The 25,001-nt window shown below is 69.6% G+C and carries 25 protein-coding genes and 1 riboswitch; of the genes, 9 read left to right on the top strand and 16 right to left on the bottom strand.

Annotated features, from left to right (window positions below; genetic code table 11):
- Nucleotides 1–6 precede the first annotated feature (6 nt).
- Nucleotides 7–1,251: a DUF445 domain-containing protein gene (locus tag EGT29_RS04320; RefSeq protein ID WP_124692210.1), complete on the bottom strand. Its 1,245-nt coding sequence runs from the start codon at nt 1,249–1,251 to the stop codon at nt 7–9.
- A 167-nt stretch (nt 1,252–1,418) separates the two neighbouring features.
- On the opposite strand from EGT29_RS04320, the gene EGT29_RS04315 reads away from it, so the two are divergent.
- From EGT29_RS04315 to EGT29_RS04305, 3 genes are all read left to right on the top strand, one after another.
- Nucleotides 1,419–1,772, top strand: coding sequence for a VOC family protein (locus EGT29_RS04315; protein ID WP_124687863.1), 354 nt, complete (start codon nt 1,419–1,421; stop codon nt 1,770–1,772).
- A gap of 99 nt (nt 1,773–1,871) precedes the next feature.
- Entirely contained in the window at nt 1,872–2,561 is a 690-nt protein-coding gene (locus EGT29_RS04310; protein WP_124687862.1) for a substrate-binding domain-containing protein, read from the top strand.
- A 7-nt stretch (nt 2,562–2,568) separates the two neighbouring features.
- Entirely contained in the window at nt 2,569–3,504 is a 936-nt protein-coding gene (locus tag EGT29_RS04305) for a TIGR03571 family LLM class oxidoreductase (protein ID WP_124687861.1), read from the top strand.
- 7 nt (nt 3,505–3,511) lie between these two features.
- On the opposite strand, the gene EGT29_RS04300 is transcribed toward EGT29_RS04305, so the two are convergent.
- The 5 genes from EGT29_RS04300 to EGT29_RS04280 are packed head-to-tail and all read right to left on the bottom strand — an operon-like array spanning nt 3,512 to nt 7,957.
- Entirely contained in the window at nt 3,512–4,219 is a 708-nt protein-coding gene (locus tag EGT29_RS04300; protein WP_192901794.1) for an SDR family NAD(P)-dependent oxidoreductase, read from the bottom strand.
- A gap of 1 nt (nt 4,220) precedes the next feature.
- Nucleotides 4,221–5,111, bottom strand: a complete 891-nt coding sequence (phhA, locus tag EGT29_RS04295; protein WP_124687859.1) for a phenylalanine 4-monooxygenase — start codon at nt 5,109–5,111, stop codon at nt 4,221–4,223.
- Nucleotides 5,112–5,120: 9 nt separating this feature from the next.
- Nucleotides 5,121–5,495, bottom strand: coding sequence for a 4a-hydroxytetrahydrobiopterin dehydratase (locus tag EGT29_RS04290; protein WP_370282780.1), 375 nt, complete (start codon nt 5,493–5,495; stop codon nt 5,121–5,123).
- 3 nt (nt 5,496–5,498) lie between these two features.
- On the bottom strand, nt 5,499–6,467 hold the full coding sequence (locus tag EGT29_RS04285) for a tripartite tricarboxylate transporter substrate binding protein (protein ID WP_124687857.1): 969 nt from the start codon (nt 6,465–6,467) through the stop codon (nt 5,499–5,501).
- 59 nt (nt 6,468–6,526) lie between these two features.
- Nucleotides 6,527–7,957 (bottom strand): sulfatase-like hydrolase/transferase, encoded by a 1,431-nt coding sequence (locus tag EGT29_RS04280; RefSeq protein WP_124687856.1) that lies wholly within the window; start codon nt 7,955–7,957, stop codon nt 6,527–6,529.
- 144 nt (nt 7,958–8,101) lie between these two features.
- On the opposite strand from EGT29_RS04280, the gene EGT29_RS04275 reads away from it, so the two are divergent.
- The gene (locus EGT29_RS04275) at nt 8,102–8,593 is read left to right on the top strand and encodes a MarR family winged helix-turn-helix transcriptional regulator (protein WP_161567694.1); all 492 of its coding nucleotides are present in this window, start codon (nt 8,102–8,104) and stop codon (nt 8,591–8,593) included.
- Between the two features lie 11 nt (nt 8,594–8,604).
- On the opposite strand, the gene EGT29_RS04270 is transcribed toward EGT29_RS04275, so the two are convergent.
- The 5 genes from EGT29_RS04270 to EGT29_RS04250 form a co-directional block, all read right to left on the bottom strand.
- Complete coding sequence (locus tag EGT29_RS04270) at nt 8,605–9,021, bottom strand: DUF2007 domain-containing protein (RefSeq protein WP_124687854.1); 417 nt, start codon at nt 9,019–9,021, stop codon at nt 8,605–8,607.
- Between the two features lie 66 nt (nt 9,022–9,087).
- Entirely contained in the window at nt 9,088–10,287 is a 1,200-nt protein-coding gene (locus EGT29_RS04265) for an acetyl-CoA C-acyltransferase (protein ID WP_124687853.1), read from the bottom strand.
- A 142-nt stretch (nt 10,288–10,429) separates the two neighbouring features.
- Nucleotides 10,430–12,835: a 3-hydroxyacyl-CoA dehydrogenase/enoyl-CoA hydratase family protein gene (locus tag EGT29_RS04260; RefSeq protein WP_124687852.1), complete on the bottom strand. Its 2,406-nt coding sequence runs from the start codon at nt 12,833–12,835 to the stop codon at nt 10,430–10,432.
- Between the two features lie 138 nt (nt 12,836–12,973).
- Nucleotides 12,974–14,968, bottom strand: a complete 1,995-nt coding sequence (locus EGT29_RS04255) for a bifunctional UDP-sugar hydrolase/5'-nucleotidase (RefSeq protein ID WP_124687851.1) — start codon at nt 14,966–14,968, stop codon at nt 12,974–12,976.
- 58 nt (nt 14,969–15,026) lie between these two features.
- Nucleotides 15,027–15,587 carry a TMEM165/GDT1 family protein gene (locus tag EGT29_RS04250; RefSeq protein ID WP_124687850.1) on the bottom strand — a complete coding sequence of 187 codons (561 nt, stop codon included), beginning with the start codon at nt 15,585–15,587 and terminating at the stop codon, nt 15,027–15,029.
- Between the two features lie 18 nt (nt 15,588–15,605).
- A riboswitch (yybP-ykoY riboswitch) is annotated at nt 15,606–15,771 on the bottom strand.
- 72 nt (nt 15,772–15,843) lie between these two features.
- Here EGT29_RS04250 and EGT29_RS04245 point away from each other — a divergent pair.
- Entirely contained in the window at nt 15,844–16,623 is a 780-nt protein-coding gene (locus tag EGT29_RS04245) for a M15 family metallopeptidase (RefSeq protein WP_124687849.1), read from the top strand.
- A gap of 38 nt (nt 16,624–16,661) precedes the next feature.
- The gene (locus EGT29_RS04240; protein ID WP_124687848.1) at nt 16,662–18,014 is read left to right on the top strand and encodes an MFS transporter; all 1,353 of its coding nucleotides are present in this window, start codon (nt 16,662–16,664) and stop codon (nt 18,012–18,014) included.
- On the opposite strand, the gene EGT29_RS04235 is transcribed toward EGT29_RS04240, so the two are convergent.
- Nucleotides 18,006–18,878: an endonuclease/exonuclease/phosphatase family protein gene (locus tag EGT29_RS04235; RefSeq protein ID WP_124687847.1), complete on the bottom strand. Its 873-nt coding sequence runs from the start codon at nt 18,876–18,878 to the stop codon at nt 18,006–18,008. The genes EGT29_RS04240 and EGT29_RS04235 overlap by 9 nt on opposite strands.
- A 151-nt stretch (nt 18,879–19,029) precedes the next feature.
- Between EGT29_RS04235 and EGT29_RS04230 the strand changes: the two genes are divergently transcribed.
- Complete coding sequence (locus EGT29_RS04230) at nt 19,030–19,593, top strand: NADPH-dependent FMN reductase (RefSeq protein ID WP_124687846.1); 564 nt, start codon at nt 19,030–19,032, stop codon at nt 19,591–19,593.
- Nucleotides 19,594–19,732: 139 nt separating this feature from the next.
- Here EGT29_RS04230 and EGT29_RS04225 read toward each other — a convergent pair whose 3' ends face one another.
- Nucleotides 19,733–20,101, bottom strand: coding sequence for a DUF423 domain-containing protein (locus EGT29_RS04225; protein ID WP_124687845.1), 369 nt, complete (start codon nt 20,099–20,101; stop codon nt 19,733–19,735).
- Nucleotides 20,102–20,232: 131 nt separating this feature from the next.
- The gene (locus EGT29_RS04220) at nt 20,233–20,655 is read right to left on the bottom strand and encodes a VOC family protein (RefSeq protein ID WP_124687844.1); all 423 of its coding nucleotides are present in this window, start codon (nt 20,653–20,655) and stop codon (nt 20,233–20,235) included.
- Nucleotides 20,656–20,781: 126 nt separating this feature from the next.
- Between EGT29_RS04220 and EGT29_RS04215 the strand changes: the two genes are divergently transcribed.
- The gene (locus EGT29_RS04215; protein WP_341432712.1) at nt 20,782–21,663 is read left to right on the top strand and encodes a LysR family transcriptional regulator; all 882 of its coding nucleotides are present in this window, start codon (nt 20,782–20,784) and stop codon (nt 21,661–21,663) included.
- 80 nt (nt 21,664–21,743) lie between these two features.
- The gene (locus EGT29_RS04210; protein ID WP_124687843.1) at nt 21,744–22,172 is read left to right on the top strand and encodes a VOC family protein; all 429 of its coding nucleotides are present in this window, start codon (nt 21,744–21,746) and stop codon (nt 22,170–22,172) included.
- A 10-nt stretch (nt 22,173–22,182) separates the two neighbouring features.
- Here EGT29_RS04210 and EGT29_RS04205 read toward each other — a convergent pair whose 3' ends face one another.
- Nucleotides 22,183–23,592: an MFS transporter gene (locus EGT29_RS04205; RefSeq protein WP_124687842.1), complete on the bottom strand. Its 1,410-nt coding sequence runs from the start codon at nt 23,590–23,592 to the stop codon at nt 22,183–22,185.
- The gene (locus tag EGT29_RS04200) at nt 23,589–25,001 is read right to left on the bottom strand and encodes an efflux transporter outer membrane subunit (RefSeq protein ID WP_124687841.1); all 1,413 of its coding nucleotides are present in this window, start codon (nt 24,999–25,001) and stop codon (nt 23,589–23,591) included. Before EGT29_RS04200 ends, EGT29_RS04205 begins: the two co-directional genes overlap by 4 nt.

Genomic DNA, 25,001 nt, shown 5'->3' with positions numbered 1-25,001 from the left:
CGCCGCTCAGCCGCCGAAAGCGAGCACCAGCGCGTGCAGCGCGATCCCGATCAGTCCGCCCACCAGCGTGCCGTTGTAGCGGATGTATTGCAGGTCGGGCCCCACGCTCAGCTCCAGCGCCTGCACCAGCCGCCCTTCGTCCCACCCCTTGACGGTCTGCGCGATGTGCTCGGTGACGCCCTCGCGCAGGCGGCCCGCCAGGCTGCGCGCGCCGGTCATGACGTGCTCGTTGATCGCCTCGCGCAAGGCCGGATTGGCGGCCAGCTGGCGCCCCAGCCCCGACAGGCTCCGCTCCAGGTGCCGGGCCAGCGGCGAGTCCTGGCTGTCCAGGTTGCGGCGCAGGGCGGCGTGGATCTCGACCCACAGGCCCTGCACGTACTCCTGCACCGACGGATGATCGATCAGCCTTGCCTTGATGCCGTCGATCTGTTCGCGCAGTTGCGCATCGTCGCGCAGGCGCGCCACGTAGTCCGCCACCCAGGCCTCGTAATCCTGGCGCAACGGATGCTCCGGCCGCGACAAGACTTCGTGCAGCTCGTCCAGCAGCGCGCGGGCCAATCGATCCGCCAGATTGTCCGCGATGCGGTCGACCGGCTTCACCAGATTCACGGTCCCGACAATCTTGGGCCATTCCTTGCGGGCGTATTTCACCATCAGGTCCGACACTCGCTCCTTGACGGTTTCGTCGTCCAGGTAGCCTCCCAGGCGCCGCAGGGCCTCGTCCAGCAGTTGATGGTGGCGGCCGTCGCGCGTCAGCAATCCCAGCACTTCGCCCGCCGTCGCCCCCGCATCCCAGGCGCGCAGGCGCGCGACGACGAAGGACTGGATGGCCTCGCGCACGGCCCGCTCGTCCAGCAGGTCCAGCGCCTGGGACAGCCAGGTGCGCGCCATGCCCGCCGCCATGCGCGCCTGGGCCGGCTCGCTCAGCCATGCGCCCAGCCTGCCCGCGGGATCGAACACCTGGAGTCTTGCCAGCAGGGCATCCGGCGCCAGGAAATGGTCGCGCACGAACACGGCCAGATTGTCCCCCAGGCGCGCCTGGTTGGCGGGGACGATGGCGGTATGGGGAATCGGCAGGCCCATGGGCCGCTTGAACAGCGCCACCACGGCGAACCAGTCGGCCAGCGCGCCGACCGTGGCGGCCTCGCAGAAGGCCCGCACCCAGGCCCAGGCGCCTTGTCCGCCCATGGCATGGCTGAGCCCGAAGCCCGCCAGCGACGCGGCAAGCAGCCCCAACGCGCTCAGCTTCATGCGGCGCAGGCGGACCAGGCGGGGATCGGCGGATGGAGCGGAATTCAAGACGGCGAGGCTTGCATGGACAAGCCTCCACTTTACCCACGGGCGGCGCGCGCTTCCAGCCGAGAGCATCGCGGGCGATAAAATCTCCGGTCACGATTCGCTTCCGGAGCTCGACCGCCATGACCGTTCGCCGCATCGTCGCCAACCTCACCACCCCCGACCCCGCCCTCGCGCGGGAGTTCTACGGCAGGCTGCTGGGCCTGGACGTGGTCATGGACCACGGCTGGCTCATGACCTTCGCCTCCGGCGGCAGCCAGACACCGCAGGTCAGCGTGGCCAGCGAGGGAGGTTCGGGCACGCCCGTGCCGGCCCTGTCCATCGAGGTCGACGATGTGGACGAAGTGCTGGCGCGCGCCCGCGCGCACGGGGCCGAGATCGTCTACGGACCTTGCGACGAAGCCTGGGGCGTGCGGCGCTTCTACGTGCGCGATCCGTTCGGCAACCTGGTCAACATCCTGATGCATCGCTCGTGAGTGGCCTTTCGCGCAAGAGCGGCGCCTCGTCGCCCAACGCCCCTATGTTCTAATCTGCGGGCAGGGCCGTGCCGGCCGCCGACTCACAGGAAGCAAACCATGGCATCCCAGATCCACATCCTTTCCTCGATGGCAACCAAGCAGCTGCTTGCCGATCTCGTCGCCCAGTACCCCCAGGCGCAGGCCCAGGACGTCCTGGTGGAGTCGGTCGGCGGCGTCGATGCCGCCCGGCGCGTGCAGTCCGGCGAGGCCTTCGACGCCATCGTGCTGGCCGCCAACGTCATCGACCAGATGACCGAAGCCGGGCACATCGTGGCGGGCAGCCGCGTGGACCTGGTCGAGTCGGGCGTCTACGTGGCCGTGCGCGCCGGCGCGCCGCGGCCGGACCTCGGCTCCGAGGCCGCGGTCAAGCAGGCCGTGCTGGATGGAGGCACGATCGGCTACTCCACCGGCCCCAGCGGCGTCTACCTGTCCAAGCTGTTCGAGCGCTGGGGCATCGCCGACCAGATCAAGGACCGCACCGTCCAGTCCAAGCCGGGCGTCCCGGTGGGCACCCTGATCGCCAAGGGCGAAGTCGATCTCGGCTTCCAGCAACTGAGCGAGATGATGAACGTGCCGGGCATCGACATCGTGGGGCCCCTGCCTCCCGGCCTGCAGATCATGACCACGTTCTCCGCCGGCGTGGCGGCCACGTCCGCCCAGCCGGACACCGTACGCAAGCTGCTGGCCTTCATGGCCAGCGCCGAGGCCGCGGGGATCAAGCGCAAGAACGGCATGGAACCCCTATAGGGCGGCCATGAGCGCGGCGACGCCCCTGTTCCGGGCCGACCGGCTGACGCTGGGCCTGGCCCTGCCCTGGGTCGACGCCGCCGAACATGCCGGCCAGCGCGAAGTCGATTTCCCCCGCCAGCTGGAACTCGCGGCACAGGCCGAGGCGGCGGACTTCGCCGCGCTCTGGGTGCGCGACGTGCCGCTGAACCATCCGGGCTATCCCGAGGCCATCGGCCATCTCGATCCCTGGACATGGCTGGGCGCCCTGGCGGGGCGAACCCGGCGCATCCACCTCGTGACCGGCGCCATCGTGCTGACGCTGCGCCATCCGCTGCACGTCGCCAAGGGCGCCGTCTCGGTCGCCGCGCTGGCGCCGGGGCGCTTCGTGCTGGGACTGGGATCGGGCGACCGCCCGCCCGAATACCTGGCGTTCGGCCGGGACTCCGCCACCCGGCGCGAGGATTTCCGGGCCCGCTGGGAACAGGTGTCGGCCGCGCTGGACACTCCGCCGCGCGTCGTGCCCGATTTGCAGGACGACCCGCCCGTGGCCTTCAGCCTGCGGCCACACCCCGCTACCCCCGTGCCCATGCTGGCCGTCGGCTCGGCCGGCCAGAGCCTGGACTGGATCGCCCGCCATGCGGTGGGCTGGACCACCTACCACCGCCCGCCGGAGGTCCAGCGCGGCCGCCACGCCATGTGGCGCCAGGCGGTGGCGCGCGCCGCGCCCGGCCAGTTCCGCGCCTTCGGCGTCGCCATGCGCGTGGAACTGCTGGACCGCCCCGATGCGCCCGCCGAAACCATCGAACTGGGCTACCGCACCGGCGTGCGGGCGCTGGCCGGCATCCTCGCGCGCATGCGCGAGGCCGGCACGCATCACGTCAGCCTGAACCTGCCCGCGGGTGCCCGGCCGCTGCCGGACGTCATCGCCGAACTGGCCCCGCTGAACGCCGAATTGTCCTGAACGGCGCTCAGGACAGGCCCGTCACCGGCACCACCGCGCCATGGATGGCGCGCGCCGCCGGCGAGGCCAGGAAGCGGATCACTTCGGCCAGGTCGGCCGGCGCCACCCAGCGCGCGGGATCGGCATCCGGCATGTCGCGCCGGTTCTCCGGCGTGTCGATGATGGTGGGCATGACGCCATTGACGTTCACGCCCCGTTCGCGCAGCTCCGCGGCCATCGATTCGGTCAGCCGCATGACCGCGCTTTTCGAGGCGCAATAAGCGCCCATGCCGGCCACCCCGCGCTGGGCGGCATGGGCGGCGACGTTGACGATCCGGCCTTCGCCCCGCTCCACCATGCCGGGCACGACGGCGCGCGCGGTATGGATGATGCTGCGGGCGTTCAGGTCCAGCAGGAAATCCCAGGTGGCATCGCTGGTCTCGTGCACGGCCTCGCCCATGCGGAAACCGCCCGCGATGTTGCACAGCACGTCGATCGCGCCGTAGCGGTCGCGCGCGCGGCCCGCGGCGTCCGCGACCTGGCCGGCGTCCAGCAGGTCCACCGCCAGGGCCAGGCACGAAGCCGCATCCAGCCCCGCCGGCGGCCGCGCCTCGCGGCGGTCCAGCAGCACCAGGTTGGCGCCTTCGGCGGCGAAGGCCGCGGCAACGGCGCCGCCCAGCGTTCCGGCCGCGCCGGTAACCATCACCGTACGCCGGCCCGTGTGTGTCGATGCCATCTCAGTTCCCTTGCGCCCGCGCGGCATGGTAGGTGCCGATGCCCCGGGTCATGATGTCGTCTTCCGGCAGCAGGATGCCGGGCTCCAGTTCGGACTGCTGGCGGATGCGCTGGTAGATGGGCGCGAAATCGACCCGCGCGAGCTCCAGCAGTTCTTCCAGGTCGTGCAGCACGAAATAGGTCTCCTGGAAATCGTCGATGCGATAGTGCGTCCGCATCACGCGCTCCAGTTCGAAGCGGACCCGGTTGGGCGAGGGGTCGTCCAGCGCGAACAGGCTTTCCGCGTACGACGAGATGATGCCCGAGCCATAGATGCGCAGGCCCTCGGCCTGCTGCACCAGGCCGAACTCCACGGTGTACCAGTACACCCGCGCCAGGTTGGGCAGAACGCCCATGCGCTGGGCCCGCAGCCCGCCTTCGCCGTAGGCCTGCACGAAATCCGCCAGGATGGGATTCATCAGCATGGGCACGTGACCGAAGACATCGTGGAAGACGTCGGGCTCTTCCAGGTAGTCGAGCTGGTCGGCGCGGCGGATGAACTGCCCGGCGGGAAAGCGCCGGTTGGCCAGATGCTCGAAGAACACGTCGTCGGGCACCAGGCCGGGCACGGCCACGACCTGCCAGCCGGTGCGCCGGGACAGCACCTCGCTCAGGCGCCGGAAATCGGGAATCTGGTCCGCGCCTATGGGCAGGTCGCGCATGCCCGCCTCGAATTCGCGGCAGGCGCGGCCCGGCACCAACCTGGACTGCCGTTCGAACAGGAATTTCCAGACCGCGTGTTCTTCCTGGGTGTAATGTTCCCAGCCCTGGTCGACGGTCCAGTCCGCCCGTTCCGGCCGGCTCCCGTCGCCGGCGGCCAGACCGTGCTTGGGCGCGGTGGATGGCTGCTTCATCCTGGCCTCTTACCTGGAGTGGGCCCGCGCGGCTTCGTCGGCATGGCGCGCCAGGTCGATGTCGCGCTGCGTCAGGCCGTTCGCGTCATGGGTGGTCAGCGTGACGTCCACCCGGTTGTAGACGTTGGACCACTCGGGATGGTGATCGTTCTTTTCCGCGTACAGGGCGATGCGCGTCATGAACGCGAAAGCCTGGCTGAAATCCTCGAACTGGAACCGGCGCCGGATGGCGCCCCGCTGCGTGTCCAGTTGCCATTCGGGCAACCGCGCCATCGCCTGCTCGATGTCCTGCGCACTCAACTTCTGCATGGCCTGCTCCTCGCGCCGGGAGATCGCACCGCCAGCCGCGCCCCGGCTATCCGCGCGGCCAGCTCTCCCCAGCAAATCTTATTCCGTTGCCTTGAAACCGGAAACCCGCATCCGGTCGCTCCACTGCCCCCGCTCGCGCTCCAGCCGGGGCCCGAGCCCGGCCGTGGGCCGGGCCGGCAAGGCGTAGCCCAGGTCGGCGATCGCCTTGCGGTAGGCCGGGCTGGCCATTACCGCATCGGCCCGCGCCCGCCACTCCGCCAACCGATCGGCCGGCGTTCCCGCCTTGACGAACAGGCCGAACCAATCGACCGCCTCGAGCTGCGGCAGGCCCGCTTCGCGCGCGGTCGGCACGCCGGGCAGCTTGGCATTGCGCTGCGGCGAAGTGATCAGCACCGGGCGCAGCTTGCCCTGGGCGTGGTAGGGCACGAGCAGTTGCTCGGTCGTGATCAGCGCCGCGACCTGCCCACCCAGCACGTCGGTGACGGCATTGGCGCCCCCGCGGTAGGGCACGTGCGTAAGCGGCGTGCCGGCCTGCTTGGCCAGTTCCGCGCCCAGGAAGTGCTGCGGCGTGCCCAGGCCGGGGGTCGCATAGTTGGCCTGGTCGGCATGGCTCTTGGCCCAGGCCATGAATTCCGCCAGGGTGGCTCCCTGCGCGGCGGGCCCCAGTGCTACGCCGAAGCCATATTCGGCCAGCGCCGACACCGGCGCGAAATCCCGGACGGCATCGTAGTTGGCGGACTTCAGCACCATGGGCGTCAGCAGCAGCGAACTGGCCGGCATCACCATCAGCGTCTGGCCGTCGGCGGGCGCCGCCTGCACGGCGTCGATGGCCAGCTTGCCGGTCGCGCCGGCGCGATTCTCCACCACCACCGACACACCGGATACCTGCCGCAGGTGCTCGGCGAACACACGCGCCACGGCATCGGGCGCCCCGCCGGCGGGATAGCCCACCAGCACGCGCACGCCGGCCGGCTGCGCCTGCGCCGTGCCGGCCGCGACGGCCAGCATGGCCGCGAACAATCCGCGTAGGACCTTGGGATACTTCATGTCATGTCTCCTGCCTGTTCTGTCGATCACGCGGCGCCAGGCGCCACAAAACATTCACTTCACGCCGAAACCGGCGTGTACCCCCCTATGCCCGCTCCCGCCCGGATCGCCGCGTCTCCGCCATGGCGCCGGATCAGTTCGGCCTGCCGGGCCTTGGCGCGGCGGTCGACCTCGTCGGGATCGCAGAATTCGGCCAGGCGCTCGCGCCAGGCTTGCACCCGTCCCGGCGATTGCGCGGCGATGTCTCGCAGTTCGCCCGGATCGTCGTCCAGGTCGAACAACTGGGGCGGATGGTCGCAGTAATGGACGTACTTGGTATGAGCATCGCGCAGCATGAAGACACCGGCGCGCGAGCCGACGGTATGGTATTCGGACAGCACCGCGCGGCCGGCGGGCAGGTCCCGCAACAGCGAACGGGCCGATGGCGATATCCGTCCGGCATCGGCCGGCACGCCCACCGCGTCGAGCACCGTGTCGTAGACGTCGGTCTGGCCCACGGGCGTATGCTCGACGCGCCCGGCCGCGATGCCCGCCCCGGACAGGATCATCGGTATGCCCGCCGATTCGGCGTACATGGTGCTCTTGCCCCACAGCCCCCGGGCGCCCACGTTGTCGCCGTGGTCGCTCAAGTACATGACGCAGGTGCGGTCGTCCAGCCCGCCGGCCTTCAGCGCCTGGAGCAGCGCGCCGACCTTGGCGTCCAGGAAGCTGACCAGGCCGTAGTAGCCGGCCAGCGCCCGCCTGACGTCCGACTCGTCGCGGAAATGGACGTTGTAGCCGGTCTCGCGCGCATATTGCCGGATGAAGGGATGGGCCTCGTCGTCGATGCCGAACCGGTAGGCCTTGGGCAAGCGCAGCGGCTGCCCGGCGTAGCGGTCGAAGAAGGGCGCCGGCACGGTCAGCGGAAAATGCGGCGCGACCAGCGACACCATCAGCACCCAGGGCTTGTCCGGGGCGGGCGACGCCGCCTTGCGCCGCAGCCACTCGACCGCCGTCTCGCAGATGCGATCGTCGTAGCGGTTGTAGTCCGACTCGCCCGCGCGCGCCGAGGCCAGCATGTTCGCGCCATCGCCCAGCGAGGCGGGCGGATTGCGCAGCAGCATCTTGACCTCGCCCCGGCCGCCATGGATGTGCATGGGCAGCAGGCTCTCGGAAAAACCGTAGTCGTCGCCCGGCGCGCCGCGGTAATGGAGCTTGCCGATGGACACCACCTCGTGCCCGCGCTGGCGCAGCACGTGGTGCCAGCCGGGCACCGCGCCGTCGTAGGCGTCGACGTTGTCCCAGTACCCTGCCTCGTGCACGGCCCGCCCGGTAGCCAGCGCGGCGCGGGTCGGGACGCAGATGGGGCTGGCGCACACCGCGTTGGCGAAGCGCGTGCCGGACGCGGCCAGCGCGTCCAGGTGCGGGGTCGACACCTCGCCATGGCCGGCGCAGCCCATGACGCCGGGGCTGTGTTCGTCCGACAGGATGATCAGGAGATTGGAAGCCATGAAGCGGATCGTTGAACGGTGCGGGAGAGACGATGCGCGCTTTTTGTTGTGTTGTCAATGATGTTTTGACAACAAATTGGCGGCCGGCGCGCGCTTCTGTCAACATGGCGCCTGTCCGTCCTACTCTCATCCCGGCCCATGCCCATGACCGCCCCCTCCCGATCCTCGTCCCGCCGGCGCGGGCCCGCGCCGGTCGATTTCGAACTGACCTCGCTGCTGGGCTTCGTCATCTTCCGCCTGTCATCCAGCCTGGGCGGCCTGGCCGAACGGGATGCGCAGGAAGTGGCCGGCCTTACCCTGCCCGAGTACCGCTGCCTGGTGGTACTGGCCACGCGCGGCGACATGGGCGTCACGCCGCTGTGCCAGGTCATGCACATCGACAAGGCCTGGGTCAGCCGCACGCTGGCCAAGCTGGCGCAGGCGGGACTGGTCAGCTCGATCCCCGACCCCGCCGATGCCCGCCGCACCATTTTCAGCGTGACGCCGCGGGGCCGGCAGACCAGCCAGGCGCTGATCGCCCAGGCCATGGACAGGCAGGCCAGGATGCTGGAAGGATTCGACGGGGACGACGTGGAGCGCTTGCTGGGACTCCTGCGCCGGATGCAGGAGAACGCCGATCGCGTGAAGGGCCAGTAGGCGGGCGCGGTTCAGGCCTCGCCGGCCGGCGTCCCGCAATCCATGCACTTCATGGGTCCCCGGCGGGGCGGAAAGATGACGCTGCTCCAGCACAGCGTCACCAGTGCCAGCGCCACCTGCGGCCAGTTCACGTCGCGCGCGAACCGCGCGCCGCCGCAGGCCTCGCACCGCGCGGCGATGGGCTGATCGAACACTTCCTGCTGATATTCCCCGCTGTTGCGGCGCGCCAGCACGGCCTGCGCGCGCGACAGCGACGATGCGGGAACCTGCACCTGCACGCCGCCCAGGGCCAGCGAAAAGGGCCAGTTGGCCCATACCTGGTGCTCGTTCTGCAGCAGCACCGGGATCCCTTCGCTTTCCAGCAGCCCGCGCGTGATGTGGGCATCCCAAGGGTTGGTATGGACTTCCAGGGTGACGAACTCGGCCATTTCACGTCCCTCCCGTCGCCACGCGGCGCCGCCCCCGGGAAGGGAAACGCCGCGCCTCGTCCTGCGCTAGACCCGCTCGAAGATCCCCGCGGCGCCCATGCCCGTGCCCACGCACATCGTGACCATGCCGTACTTCAGGTTCCTGCGCCGGAGCGCATGCACCACGGTGGAGGCACGGATCGCGCCAGTCGCCCCCAACGGGTGGCCCAGGGCTATGGCGCCGCCCATGGGATTGACCTTGGACGGATCCAGGCCCAGGTCCCGGATCACCGCCAGCGACTGCGCGGCGAACGCCTCGTTGAGCTCGATCCAGTCGAGATCCGCCAGCGACAGGCCGGCCTGCCGCAGCGCGGCGGGCACCGCTTCCTTGGGACCGATGCCCATGATCTCGGGCGGCACGCCCCGTACCGTCGCGGTCACGAAACGTGCCAGCGGCACCAGGTTGAATTCCTTCAGCGCCTTCTCGGACACCAGCACCAGCGCCCCCGCGCCGTCCGAGGTCTGGGAACTGTTGCCCGCGGTCACGCTGCCCTTGGCCGCGAACACCGGCCGCAGGCGGCCCAGCGCCTCGGCGCTGGTGTCGGCGCGCGGTCCCTCGTCCAGCGACATCATGCGCTTGCGCACCGCCACCTTCTCCGCCTCCAGGTCGGGAAAGCGCGTCACCACCTCGATGGGCGCGATCTCGTCCTTGAACTCGCCCGCCTGCTGGGCGGCCAGGGCCTTCTGATGCGAGGCCAGCGCGAACGCGTCCTGGTCTTCCCGCGACACCTTCCACTGGGCGGCCACCTTCTCGGCGGTCAGGCCCATGCCGTAGGCGATGCCGATGTTCTCGTCGCCCTCGAACACCCGCGGGTTCAGCGACGGATTGACGCCCATCATCGGCACCATGCTCATCGACTCGGTGCCGCCGGCGATCATCACGTCGGCCTCGCCCACGCGGATCCGGTCGGCGGCCATCGCCACGGCGGTCAGCCCCGACGCGCAGAAACGGTTGACCGTGACGCCGCCCACGACTTGCGGCAGGCCGGCAAGCAGGGTCGAAATCCTGGCCACGTTCATCCCCTGCGCGCCCTCGGGCATCGCGCAGCCGATGATCGCATCCTGGATGCGCCGCGGATCCAGCCCCGGCACCTGCGCCAGCGCCGCGCGCAGCGCATGGATCAACAAATCATCCGGCCGCACCGTCCGCAACGCCCCCCGCGGCGCCTTCCCGATAGGCGTCCGCGACGCGGCAACGACATACGCATCCTGAACCTGACGTGACATCCCCATCTCCTTCAATCCTATTGGTAGCGCAATGGCGCCCCGTTATTCCACATCCCCGCCCCACCCAGGATGCGGTGGATCCGGCTCCGCCGGTCCACCCGCATCGCCCCCTGGGGGGCGCGCGTCAGCGCGTAGGGGGGGGTCAATTCCTTATAGGCTTGCCCGTCTGCATCATGCCCATCAGGCGCTCCTGCGTCTTGGGTTCGCCCAGCAGCGACATGAACGTCTGGCGCTCCAGCGCCATGATCCATTGCTCATCCACCAGCGATCCGGCCTCGATCTCGCCGCCGCACAGGATCTCGGCAATGGCATGACCCAGGCGGTAGTCGTAGTCCGAGATGAAGCCGCCGTCGCGCATGTTCACCAGTTGCGCGCTCAGCATGGCGATGCCCTCGCTGCCGGCGGCCGCGAAGGGTTCCTTCCACGGCGCGCGCCAGCCCGTGTCGTGCAGCGACTGCGCTTCGCGGATGGCGGCGTACAGCACCTCGTGCACGTTGAAGACGATGGGGTCGTCGTCCAGCAGGTAGCCCATGCGCCGGGCCTCGACCGCGGACTTGGAGACCTGCGCCGTGGCGGCCTGGAAGGCATACTTCTTCAGGAAGGCCATCAGCGGCATGTCCGGCGCCAGCGCCCGCTCCTGCGCCGCACGCCGGGCCAGGTAGGTCAGGCCGCCACCACCCGGGATCAGGCCCACGCCCACCTCGACCAGGCCCAGATAGGTCTCGATATGCGCGACGCGGCGCGCGCAATACACCGACAGCTCGCAGCCGCCGCCCAGCGCCATGCCCGCCAGCGCGGCCACCGTGGGCACCTGGGCGTAGCGCAGCCGCAGCATCAGCTGCTGCAGGCGTTCTTCCTCGGGCGCAACGGCCTGCACGCCGCCGCTCATGAACAACGGCACGATGGCCTGCAGGTCGGCGCCAGCCGAGAACGGCTCGCCCGGATTCCAGACCACCAGCCCGCGATAGCTTTCCTCGGCCAGGTCGACGGCGCGCAGCAGCCCCAGCGTCACGGCGGGGCTGATGGTGTGCATCTTGGTCTTGAACGAGGCGATCAGCACGTCGTCCATGCCGCTGCGGTCCAGCGTCCACAGGCGGACGGCCTCGTCCTCGAAAACGGTCTTGCCGGTCGCCAGCGGCACGATGCCCTCGCCCGCCAGCGGCGCGCGGAAGATCTGGCGCGCATAGACCGGCAGGCCGGAACGCGGCTCGAACCTGCCCGCCGCCGGATTCCACGACCCTTCCGGGGTGTGCACGCCGCCGCGCTCGGCCACCGGGCCGCTGGTCACCCAGGCCGGCAGCGGCGCGCTGGACAGCGTCTTGCCGGCGGCGATGTCGGCTTGCACCCACTGCGCGACTTGCAGCCAGCCCGCCTGCTGCCACAGCTCGAACGGCCCGACGCCATGGCCGAAGCCCCAGCGCATGGCGAAATCCACGTCGCGCGCGGTACCGGCGATGTCGGCCAGGTGCACGGCGATGTACTGGAAGGTGTCGCGCAGGATGGCCCACAGGAACTGTGCCTGCGGATGCTCGCTGTCGCGCAGCGCCTGCAGGCGCTGCCCGGCGTCCTTGTTCTTCAGGATGCGCGCGACCGCGTCGTCGGCCTTGCCCTCGGCCGGCACATACTCGCCCTTGGCCGGATCCAGCCGCAGGATAGCCTTGCCCTGCTTGCGGAAGAACCCCGCGCCGGTCTTCTGCCCCAGCGCGCCCTGCTTGATCAGCCCGGCCAGCACCGGCGGCGTGCCGTAGTGCGCGGCGAACGGATCGTCGGGCAGGTAGTCCTCCATGGTCTTGATGACATGCGCCAGCGTGTCCAGGCCGACCACGTCGCCGGTGCGGAAGGTACCCGATCTGGCGCGCCCCAGCTTGGCGCCGGTCAGGTCATCCACCACGTCGTAGGTCAGCCCGAAGCGTTCGGCCTCGATCATGGCGGACAGCAGCCCGAACACGCCCACGCGGTTGCCGATGAAGTTGGGGGTGTCCTTGGCCCGCACCACGCCCTTGCCCAGCACCGTGGTCAGGAAGGCCTCGAGATGATCCAGGATGGCGGGCTGGGTATGCGCGGTGGGAATCAGCTCCACCAGGTGCATGTAGCGGGGCGGATTGAAGAAATGCACGCCGCAGAAACGCGGCAGCAGCGCGGGAGCCATGCCCTTGGACAGCTCGGTGATCGACAGCCCGGAGGTATTGGTGGCGAAGATGGCTTGCGGACCGATCGCCGAGGCGACCTTGGCATACAGGTCGTGCTTCCAGTCCATGCGTTCGGCGATGGCCTCGATCACGAGGTCGCATTCCCTGAGCTTGGCCAGGTCGTCCTCGTAGTTGGCGGGCTCGATCAGCGATGCCAGTTCCGGCACGGCCAGCGGGGCGGGGCTGAGCTTGCGCAGATTGTCGATGGCCTTCTGCACGATGCCGTTCTTGGGGCCTTCCTTGGCGGGCAGGTCGAACAACACCACCGGCACCTTGGCATTGACGCAGTGCGCGGCAATCTGGGCGCCCATGACTCCGGCACCCAGCACTGCGACTTTGCGAACGAGGAAATTCGACATGGTCTTCCTGGCGATAAACGGGCCGGAGCGGCCGGCCCCATCTAGGGCATGCACGGCAGCGGCCGCGCACGGACGATTCGGAACTAAGGACGCGCGCAGCCACCACGCATCATCGCGGCAACTGCCTACCCCCATAGTCTACCTCCTGAGGCTGTAAGCCCTGGGGGAAGCAGGGGGGGTCCACACATCTCGATGGGACTTGGTGCTATAGAGAGCCGGTTCCAGCTTGCGCAACTGCGGCAGGCCATTCGCTCCCTTGGGCTGCGCCGTGATGTACTCCAGGAACACGTCAGCATCCAGCGCGCCCACGTCCATCCGCCGCGATGCCGGCACCGCCGCCAGCGTGCCATAGCCGTCGCCGCCGCTGGCGTTGAAGCTCAGCACGAACAGCTTGTAGGTGCGGGTGGCATTGCCCAGGTCCAGCGGCGCCCAGGTCCCCGTGACGCTGTCGCGCAGTTCGATGTTGGCGATGCGGCTGCCCTTGGGCCGGGTCGCATCCACGTCCCAGCGCAGCCCGCCGGTGTAGGGATAGGGCCCCGTGGCGCCGGTACCGCCATAGGTCGCCTCGATTCCGTCCTCCAGCAGATTCCTGATTTCCGTCGCGGTCACCTCCAGGCGATACATCGGGTTGCCGAAGGGCACCACCTCGATCGCGCGGCCCGCGGTGATGTCGCCGTGCAAAGGCACCCGCACGCCGCCTCCGCTCTGAAGCGTCAGGTCGGCGCCGCCGTAGGCCTGCTGCGCGATTTCCAGGAAGGCCTGCGCCACCAGTTGCTGGATGTCGCCGCCGCGCCGGGTCACGTCGCCCAGCGCGTTGCAGGCCGCGCTGGAGCGGCCGTAGTCGTTCCAGCCGGCGGTCCGCGTGGGCGAGCCGCCCGGGACGCGGCGCGAGCAGAGCTCATCGGGCGCCTGCGCGACGACGGTCTTGTCGAACGCATCCACCCGCAGCTTGAACGGCTGGAGCCGCCGCGCCGCCGCGGAATCGGGCGCCACGATCGCCAGGAAACCGCTGGCCCGCACGTCGGCCAGGATCGCCGACCGGTCCGGCGCCCCCACCGCCGCGCCGCCGATGGTGAAATCGTCGCCGATCAGGACATGGGGCGTGCCTTCGCACTTGCTGACCTCGCCGCGGGCATCGAACTCCACGTTCAGCTCCCCCACCACCCGGCCATACTCCCAGGCCTGGACCAGGCACACCGGCTTGCCCAGCTTGTCGGTCGTACGCGTGGGATAGGGGCCAGCAGGCGTCGCGCCCATCGCGTACGTGCCAGCCATCGAAGCGGGGCCCAGCAGGCTATGCGAATCCCCGCCCACCAGCACGTCCACGCCATCGAGCCGGGCGACGATCTGCTTGTCGTAGCCATAGCCCGTGTGACTGAGCAGGATGATCTTGTCGATGCCCTGCCCGCGCAGCGCATCGATCTCGCGCTGGGCTGCCACCGCCTCGTCCTCGAACACCGTCCCCCTGTCCGGCCGGGAAGAAGCCTGGGTCTTGGCGGCGATCGTCAGGCCGACGATGCCTATCCGCTGGCCGTCGCGCACGATGACCGTGGACGGCGACACCACGTCCGGCGCGCGCGAGGGATGCAGCGCCGAAGCGGCGGCGAAGCGGACGTTGGCGCTCAACACAGGCGTCTTGCAGTGGCCCGCGTGCAGCAGGTCGATGAAGCGCTTCAGGCTGCTGTCGCCCTTGTCGAACTCGTGATTGCCGAGCGCGAACGCATCGAAGCACACCGTGTTCATCATGGCGGCATCGGGTTCGCCCATCTCGCCTGCGCGGGTGAAATAGGGCGTGCCGGTCAGGGCGTCGCCCGCGTGCAGCTTCAACACATGAGGCGACCGCGCGGCCAGTTCGTCGATCGCCGCCTTGACCCGGGGAAAACCGCCGGCCGATACCGCCACGGCCTGGCGCGACCCGTCGGCCGTCTTCAACCGCAGGGTGGCCCGCGTGGCATCCAGGTGCGAATGGTGATCGTTGATGTGCAGGATGGTCAGAGCCAACGGCCGCGGCGCCGAACCGGCGGGAGCGGGAGCCTTGCCGCCCATCGGCGCACATCCCGCCGCCAGCAGCAGCGCTGCCAGTCCGAGCCAGGGGATGGGCGATCTGTCATGAAACGGTCGTGGAGCTTGCATGAAACCCATCCCTCGGCGGTTGATCGCCATCGTAGCCGCATTCGCGGCCACGGTGCGCCTAGAACAGGCCGAGCAATGCCGCCAACCCCAGACAGGCGAAGATCAGAGCCGCGATGCCGTGCACCAATCGCACGGGCAGCCGATGGGCCAGCTTGTCGCCCAGCAGCACGGCCGGCACGTTGGCGATCAACATGCCCAGGGTGGTGCCGGCCACCACGGCGTAATAAGCCTGGAACTGCGCGACCAGCGCGACGGTCGCGACCTGCGTCTTGTCGCCCATTTCCGCCAGGAAGAACGCCACCACCGTGGTGCCGAACACGCCCAGCCTGAGCTTGCCGGTCTCGGCTTCATCGAGCTTGTCGGGAACGAGCATCCAGGCCGCCATGGCGATGAAGGACACGCCCAGTATCCAGCGCAGCGCGTCGGGGCCGATGACCTGCGTCAGCCATGCGCCGACGGCGCCGGCCAGGGCGTGATTGACGATGGTCGCGGTGAAGATGCCCAGGATGATGGGCCAGGGCCGCCGCCAGCGGGCAGCCAGGAACAGGGCAAGCAGTTGGGTCTTGTCGCCGATCTCGGCCAGGGCCACGATGCCGGTCGAGACGAGGAAGGCTTCCATGTTTGATACGCGCTCCGGGCCGGACGGTTGACCGAATGATCGTGCAACAGCCCCGGCCCACCGGAAGCTGCACGATCAAAGGTCTTGCCAAGTCCTTGACCGCCTGCGCCATGCCCGTAGGCAAGTGTGTTGACGCAGGCCCTTGCACCCGAAGGCAAGGAGGCTACTCCCCAATGACGGGCGCAAGTATAGCGCAACTGGCCCGCCGCGCGCCGTACACCGCATAATATGCGCTGCTTCAAGATGGAATGCCCGAATGAAGAACCGCTCCTCCGACCAGGACGGCCGGAGCCCGGCCGGCTCGCTGGCGCAGGCCACCGGCGCCTGTCTCGCCGCCGCGGCGCTGCTCTCGCCGGTCGCCCACGCCCAGGAAGACCTGCTTCCCATTCCCGTCGGCTTCGTCCACCTGACCGACGTCGCCCAGACCGTGCGGCTGGACATCCGCTATCACGGCAGCGCCAATTTCATGGGCCGGCCGGCGGCGGGCTACGACGCCCCCACCTGCATCCTGACCGAGCCCGCCGCGCGGCGCCTGCTGGCCGTGCAGCGCGAGGTCCGGCCCCAGGGCCTGACGCTCAAGATCTTCGATTGCTACCGGCCCCAGCGCGCGGTGACCGATTTCGTGGCCTGGACGCGCGACACCGCCGACCAGAAGACCAAGGCCGAATACTTCCCCGGCGTGGACAAGGCCGCGCTGCTCGAACTGGGCTATATCGCCGAGCGGTCCGGCCACAGCCGGGGCAGCACGGTAGACCTGACGCTGGCGGCGCTGGAGCCTGAAACCGCCCCGGCCCTGCCCATCCGCGGGCCGCTGCTGGCCGGCGGCGAGGTCGACATGGGAACTCCCTTCGACCTTTTTGATGTAAAGTCGCATACAGACAATCCTGATTTACCCGAGGCTGTCCGACACAATCGCCGGTTCCTCAAGGAACTCATGGCCAGGCACGGTTTTCGCAACCTGCCCGAAGAGTGGTGGCACTACACTCTGGACGAAGAACCGTATCCGGACACCTATTTCAATTTCCCCGTACGCTGACCCGCGCGCCGCGCGCACGGCGCACGCACAACAAGAAGATGCATCCCCTGGACGGACTCACCCCGCCGCGCAAGTACTGGGCCCTGGCAGCCACGATGCTGGCGATGGCGATGACCGTCCTGGAAACCACCATCACCAACGTCGCGCTGCCGTCCATCGCGCGGGACCTGGGCGTGTCCCCGGCGCAGGCCGTCTGGATCGTCAACACCTACCAGCTCGCGATCGTCGTCGCCCTGCTGCCCTTCTCGTCGCTGGGCGAGATCCTGGGCTACCGGCGGGTGTTCGGCATGGGCCTGACGGCTTTCACGATCGCCTCGGCGGGCTGCGCGATGTCGCAGTCGTTCACGATGCTCATTTCCTTCCGCGTGCTCCAGGGCCTGGGCGCGGCGGCCGTCATGAGCGTCACGCCGGCGCTGCTGCGCTTCATCTATTCGCAGAAACAGTTCGGCCGGGCCATCGGCTATAACGCGCTGGTCGTCGCGACCTCGTCCGCCGCCGGACCGATGATAGGTTCGCTGATCCTGTCGGTCGCCTCGTGGCCCTGGCTGTTCGCGGTCAACCTTCCCATCGGCCTGTTCATCCTGTCCATCGGCAGCCGCATGCTGCCCGAGACCGAACTCGCCAAGCGCCCTTTCGATGCGCTCAGCGCCACGCTTAGCGGCCTGACCTTCGGCCTGATCGTGGTGGGCGTGGACCGGCTGCTGCACGACTTCAAGACGGCGCTCGCGCTGCTGGCCTGCGGCGCGATCAGCGGACTGGCGCTGGTCCGGCGCGAACTGACCCAGGCGACGCCGCTGCTGCCACTCGACCTGCTGCGCATCCGCCCGTTCGCGTTCTCGGTCTGCGCCTCGGTCTGCGCGTTCTCGGGCCAGACCATCTCCTACATCTCGCTACCCTTCTACTTCCAGCAGACCCTGGGCCGCAGCCAGCTGGAAATGGGCATGATGATGGTGCCCTGGCCGCTGGCGGTGGCCATCGCGGCGCCCTTGGCCGGGCGCCTGTCGGAGTCCATCGCGCCCTCGATCCTGTGCTCGATAGGCGCCGGCCTGGTTGCCGGCGGACTCGTCATCATCTCGCTGCTGCCCGCCGGCACGCCCAACGGCTGGATCATGGCCTGCATGGTGGTCTGCGGCACGGGCTTCGGCATGTTCCAGACGCCCAACAACCGCGTCATGCTGACCGCGGCGCCGCGCCATCGCAGCGGCGGCGCCGGCGGACTGCAGGCCACCGCGCGCCAGTTCGGCATGGCCCTGGGCGCGGCGCTGGTGGCGCTGGCCTTCACCGCAGCGTCCTCGCATGGCCCCACCACCGGCCTCGTGCTGGCCGCCGTGTTCCTGGCCGCGGCCTCCGCGGTCAGCGCGGCCCGGCCCGGCACGCAGTTGTCAGGGTAGTTCGAGTTCAGCCAGCAGCGGCGCGTGGTCGGACAGGCGCGTCCAGGGCCGGCCGTACAGCACGCTGGCCTGCCTGACCGAAAAACCTCGCTGGTAGATCCGGTCCAGCCTCAGCCACGGAAAGATGGCGGGGAAGGTGCGGGGCGGGCGCGGCGCCATCAACTCGTTGCCCAGGCCCAGCTTGGGCGGCCCCTGGAACCCGGCCCGCAGCCGCCAGGGCGAGGCCTCTCCGCCCCGCAGCACGCGGCCCAGCATGCGGACCGAATCGCGCAGGCGCGGAAGCTCCACGTTATTGCCCCGTGGCGCGGTCGCGAATACCTCGTGCAGGCCCAGGCGTTCGACCAGGATGTCCGACAACACGTTGGTCCAGTCGTTGAAGTCGCCCGCGATCAGGATGGGGGCCGAAGCCGGCACGACCTCTTCGATGCGCGACACCAGCGCCCCGACCTGGCGCGAGCGGCTGCCCGCGAACAGCCCGAGATGGACCACGAAGCAATGCACCTCGTGTCCGCCTATGCCCACGCGCGCGTGCAGCAGGCCGCGCTGCTCCATGCGGTGATCGGAGATGTCCTGGTTCTGGTGCGACAGGATGGGAAAGCGTGACAGCAGCGCATTGCCGTGGTCGGTGTGCCGGTAGACGGCGTTGCGCCCGTAGGCGGCCTCCAGCCGCAGCGCCGCGGCCAGCATCTCGTGCTGCTCGTGCAAGGTACCGGACCTGTCGTTGCGGCCCTGGACTTCCTGGAGAAAAGCCAGATCCGCGCGCAACCCGTGCAGGCCAAGGCGCAGTTCCTGCACGGACTCGCGCTTGCCCAGGGCGGACATGCCCTTGTGAATGTTGTAGCTGACGATACGAACGACAGACATCGTGAGCATCAAGGGGTGACAAGGGATTCATTCTAGTGGATTCGCTGCGCTATCATGAATCGGCAGTTCCCCCGTTCCGGAGCGGCCGGCCGCCATGCGTGGCCACCGCGCTCCGGCATCCCCTTTTTCGCATCCAGATCCGGGAATCTTCATGAGCACCACCAAGATCGGCGTGATCATCGGCAGTCTCCGCAAGGAATCGTTCAACCGCCAGCTGGCAAAAGCGGTGACGAAGCTGTTGCCGTCACACTTCCAGACCGAGGAAATCGCCATCGGCGATCTGCCCCTGTACAACCAGGATCTCGATACCGCCCTGCCGGCGTCCGTCGTCACGTTCAAGCAGCAGGTGGAATCCGCGGACGGCCTGCTGTTCTTCACGCCGGAATACAACCGGTCGTACTCCGGCGTGCTCAAGAACGCGCTGGACTGGGGCTCGCGCCCCTGGGGCAAGAGTTCGTGGCCGGGCACGCCCGCCGGCATCATGGGCGCCTCGCCCGGCCAGGTCGGCACCGCGCTGGCTCAGGAACACCTGCGCATGGTGCTGTCGGCGCTGGATGTGCCCGTGCTGCCTCAGCCCAGCATCTTCGTGCAGTACACGGGTGGGCTGGTGGACGCCGAGGGCAAGATCACCAACGAAGCCAGCGCCAAGTTCATCCAGGGCTTCGTGGATCGCTACGTGGCCTGGGTGGAGAAGTTTCCCGCCCCTACGCGCTGAGGGGCGCCCCCTCGAGGAGGCGGCACTGGCGGACCGGAAGGGAAGCCCACCCCGTACACCCTTCGGGCGCCCCCTCAAGGGGGCGGCACTGGCGGACCGGCGGAGCCGGATCCGCGGCGTCCTGCTAACGACAGGAGGGTCAGCGGTTGGGCATGAGGGCGGCGACGGCTACGCCCAGCCAGCCTACGATCATGGCGCCGCCGCCGAAGGGGGCGGTGCCGCCCAGCAGTTTCATGCCGGCCAGCTGGCGCAGGGCCAGGTCGACGGAGAACAGCAGCGTGCCGGCGATGATGAGGGCCGCAGCGCCGATCAGGGCGGTGCGGCCGCGCTGGACGTGGGGCACCACGGCGGCCAGGCCGGTGATGGCGGCGGCATGGAGCAGCAGGAACAGCGCGGCGGTGGACAGGATGCCGCCGCCCGCCAGGTGCGTGGCCATGGCGGCCAGCATGACGCCGGCGGCGCCCATCGGTGCGGCACACCCCAGCAAGACTCGAGAAGATAACAACATGCAGCGCTTCCTTGAAAAATGCCCCCACGCTTGCCGCTTCGCGGCGGCGCTGCCCCCCAAGGGGGCGTTTTTCATCCAGGGGCGGCCCGGCGACGAAAAACCGGTCGGGCCTGGGTCGCGCCGCCTGCCGGCTACTTCGCGAACACCTGGCCGAGATCGCCAAATGCCTTGAATTCGAGCGCGTTGCCCGAAGGATCCAAAAAGAACATAGTAGCCTGTTCACCCACCTCGCCCTTGAAACGGACATGGGGTTCGATCACGAACCGGGTGCCGGCCTGGCGCAGCTTCTCGGCCAGGGCCTCCCATTCGTCCATGGGCAGGATGGCGCCGAAGTGGCGCACGGGAACGTCGTCGCCGTCGACCGCGCTGGTATGGCGCGTGCCCGCTTCACCGGGCGACAGATGGGCCACGATCTGGTGGCCATGGAAGTTGAAGTCGACCCAGGCGTCGGAACTGCGGCCCTCGGGACAGCCGAGCAGGTCGCCATAGAAGGCCCGCGCCTGCGCCAGATCGTCGACGGGGAAAGCCAGGTGGAAAAGGGGGATGCCAGCCATGAGGAACTCCGGTGCAGGCCCGCCATCCGGGCCCGGGCTATGATTGTATTGAACGAAACTTCCCATACGAAACGAAAATTTCCCGGCCTTGATATCGATTTTTTCTATTAGTTCCGCGCCGCCCCCATGGTGATCCGCTACCTGCAAACCTTCTTGGCCGCCGCCCGCGACTCGTCCTTTTCGGCCGCCGGTGCGCGCCTGGGGCTGACCCAGTCGGCCGTCAGCACCCAGATCAAGCGCTTGGAGGAAGACCTGGGCTGCCTGCTGTTCGAGCGGGCGGGCAAGTCGGTCCGCCTGAGCGAGCGCGGACGCCAGCTGCTGCCCGAGGCCGAGCACATCGTGCAGCGCTACCAGGCCATGCGCGGCGCCAGCCGGCAGCCGGCGCCGGTGGCGATCATGGTGGGCGCGATCTCCACGGCGCAGACCGGGCTGCTGCCCGGTGCGCTGCGGCGCTTCCGGCAGACCCTGCCCGCCGTGCACGTCAACGTGGTGCCGGGCATGTCCTCGCAGCTCCTGGCGCAGGTAGACGAGCAGGCACTGGACCTGGCCGTGCTGATCAAGCCCAACCTGAACCTGCCGCGCCACCTGAAGTGGACGACGCTGATGCGCGAGCGCTACGTCGGCATCGCCCCTCGCGGGACGCGGGGCGACTGGCAGGCGGTGGCGGCGGCGCTGCCGTTCATCCGCTACAACCGCAAGTCGCATGGCGGGCATCTGGTGGACCAGTTCCTGCGCCGCCTCTCGAGCGGCGTGGACGAGTTCATGGAACTGGACGAACCGGCCGTCATCCTGCGCATGGTCCGCGAGGGGCTGGGCTGTGCCGTCATCCCCGGCACGCTGGTGGACGCGGCCGCCGACCGGCGGGTGCGCATCATCGAGCTGCCCGGTCCGCCCTTCTTCCGCGAGATCGGCGTGGTCGCGCATCCACGCGACGCCAACGAAGCCGTGCTGGCAGCACTGATCGAGAACATGCGGGAACAGGCGGTCGAGCTGGAAACACGGGCCTGACGCGGCGCCTTGTTCGCCCCACGGACGCCATGCTACGGTTTTCGTACGCCCCCCTGTTTCCCCGCTCCAGGAGACCGTTCATGACACGCACCTCCATCATGCCCTGCCTGGTCTATCGCGACGCCCCCGCCGCCATCGACTGGCTCTGCCAGGCCTTCGGCTTCGCCCAGCACCTGGTGGTGCCGGGCGATGGCAATACGATCGCGCACGCGCAACTCACCCTGGGAGACGGCATGATCATGCTGGGCTCCGGGACGAGCGAACTCATGCGCCAGCTGACCGCCCTGCCAGCCGACATCGGCGGCCGGCAGACCCAGACGCCCTACGTCGTCGTCGCCGATCCCGAGGCGCACTATGCCACCGCCATCAAGGCCGGCGCCCGCATCGTTCGCCCGATCCAGGAGGAGGACTACGGCGGCAAGGGCTATACGCTCGCGGATCCCGAAGGCTACGTCTGGCACTTCGGCAGCTACGACCCGTGGCAGGACTCGGAGCTGAATCCTCCGTAGCCCTTCGGTTTCAGCCCGCCACGCGGCGCGACAGGAACACCGCCAGCGCGGGCGCCACGGCAAAGGCGCCGAACAGCCACAGCGCGGCGCCCTGGGCGCCGGCCAGGCCGCCCGGGTCGGCCAGCCCGGCCGCGTTCGCCACCATGCCCGCCAGCGCCGAGGCCAGCGACATCGCATACAACTGCACCGTCGTGATCGATGCCGACGCCAGGGTTTCCTCGCCGGGCGGCGCCGCGACGAACAACCTGGTCAGCAGATGCGGCCATCCCACGCCTATGCCCAGGCCCACGCCCGCCAGCGCCAGGCAGTACAGCATCAGGCCCGGCACGCTTTCCAGCCATCCAGCGCGCGGCGTCAGGACCGCCAGCGCCACCAGTGCCGCCAGGCTGATCCACGGCCCCGCGCGCACCATCCGGTCGGCCGCGGCGCCATGCCGGCCGGCGCTGCCCACCGAACCCAGCGTCCAGCCGCCGGCCATGACGGCGGTCAGGTAGCCGGCGGCAAGCGGCGTCATGCCGTGGATGACCTGCAGGAAATACGGTACGAAGATCTCGGTCGTGATGCCGACCACCAGCAGGCTCATCAACGCGTACAGCACGCCCAGGCGGGCCGACAACGAGTACGCGCCCGTCGGCAGCAGCCGCGCGGCGGCGCGCCGGTCGATCGCCGCGATGCCTGCGGCCAGGAGGCAGCCCACCGCGACTCCGGCCAGGTTCCATAGCGCGCTCGACGTCAGGCTGCCCAGGGACACGGCCAGCACCGACACGACCAGGAGGCCTATCGTCGCGTAAGGCGGACGCATGCCGGTATCGCCCGTGGACCGCGTCCGGCCCGGCAGTTGGACGGACACGATGGCGGCCAGCACGGCGGCCACCGGAATCAGCGACCAGAAGGCCCAGCGCCAATGCCCTTCCCCGGCGAACAGCCCGCCCACCGCGGGGCCGCACAGCGTCGCCACGCCCCACATGCCCGACACCAGCCCCATCGCCCGGGGCCACAGCCGCGCCTCGAATACCTGGCGGATCAGCGCGTAGCTCAGCGCGAGCAGTATGCCGCCGCCGAAGCCCTGCACCGTTCTAGCGGCCAGCAGGCTGGGCATGGAGGGGGCCAGCGCGCACCACGACGACCCCGCCGCGAAGGCCGCCAGCGCCAGCAGGTAGGCCCCCCGGGGCCCCAGCAGTTCCAGCAGGCGGGCCGACAGCGCCGACCCGACGATGGACGCGACGACGAACAGCGAGGTGTTCCAGGCGTAGTACTCCAGCCCGCCTATGTCGGCGATCATGCTGGGCAGGATGGTGGTCACGACGTAGACGTTGATGGCATGCAGCGCGACGCCGCCCGCCAGCGCGATGGACCGCAGCGCGTTGCGGCCGTGGAGCAGCTCGCCCCAGGAAGCGTCGGGCAAGGTCGATGCACTCATGATTTTTCTCCGGCCGCGCCCACGCCCCAGCCCAGGGCCTTGTACAAGGCCACCGCGTTCACGTAGGAAGCGGTCTCCGCTTCGGTGGCCTCCTGGCTGATCTGGTAGTAGCTGCGCTGGTTCTCCAGCACGGCCAGGTATGGCCCCGCGCCGGCCCGGTAGCGCCGCGTGGCGATCTCCAGTCCCGAGCGCGCGTGCGCCGCGGACCGCGCCAGCGCCGCCAGGCGCTCCTGCTGGTGGGCCAGCCGCGTCAACGCCCCCTCGACCTCTTCCTGCGCCAGCAGCAGCGTCTGCTCGTAGCGGGCCTGCGCGCCGGTCGACTGCGCCTGCGCGGCGCGCAGCCGCGCGCGGGCGCTGCCCAGCCGGAACGCCGGCCAGTCGACGGTGGGCGCGACCTCGAACGCCCGCGCGGCGCCGCCGAGGTCGCCGCCGCGCAGCGCGAAGAAGCCGATGAACCCGCCCAGGCTCACGCGCGGATAGAGATCGGCGGTGGCCGCGCCCTCGTTTTCGGTGCTGGCGGCAAGCAGCCTTTCGGCGCGCACCACGTCGGGCCGGTTGCGGATCAGCGCGTCAACGTCGCCCAGCGGCAGGCGGCCCACCAGCGGGGCCTGCCCGCCGGCATCGGCCGGTACGGCCGTCTCGCCCGGCCGCCGGCCCAGCAGCACATCCAGCCGATAGCGGGCCTCCTGGCTGGCCGCCCACAGCGGCGCGATGGCCGCCTCGCTGCGGGCCAGGTTCGCGCGCGCGTTCTCCAGGTCCTCCCGCAGTCCGCTGCCGGCGCGGACGCTGGCGTCCACCAGCCGCACCGTCTGGCGCCAGCTCTCGGCCTGGGCCCGCGCCACGTCCAGGCGTCGCTGCAAGCCCCGGTACTCGTAGTGATAGCGGGCGACGTCGGCGGCGATGGCCAGCCGCACGCGATCCAGGTCGGCCCGCGCCGCCTCGGCCTGGGCCTGGGCCGAGGCGGCCAGATGGGCCAGGCGGCCGAACAGGTCGATCTCCCACTGTGCGTCGAACCCCGCGCGGAAACTCTCGAAGGGCTTGCGCGCCGGGTCCCCCGTGGCCATGGCCTGCTGCTGGACGCCGCGGCGCCCGGCGGCCTGCGCGGTCACGGCGGGATAGCGATCCAGCTCGCGTTCGTCGTACATCGCCCGCGCGCCCTGCAGGCTGGCGTAGGCCTGGCGGACATCGTGGTTGTGTTCCAGCGCGGCGCCGATCAGGCGCTCCAGCGCGGGATCGTCAAAGAACGACCACCAGGGCGCCGTGGAGGATTCGGCGGCGAACCGGGCCTGCTCGGGGCTGGCCAGGGTGATCGTGGCGACCGGCGGCGCCTCGTAGCGGGGCCCGACGGCGCATCCGGCGATCAGTGCCGCCATCGCCAGCATGGCGGGCATGACAGGTTGCTTGTACAT

Origin of the sequence: Pigmentiphaga sp. H8 (assembly GCF_003854895.1) — a bacterium.
In the GTDB taxonomy this organism is placed as follows: Bacteria; Pseudomonadota; Gammaproteobacteria; order Burkholderiales; family Burkholderiaceae_B; genus Pigmentiphaga.
Note: the sequence above shows the minus strand (reverse complement) of the source record. Positions and strands in the feature narration are given on the sequence as shown.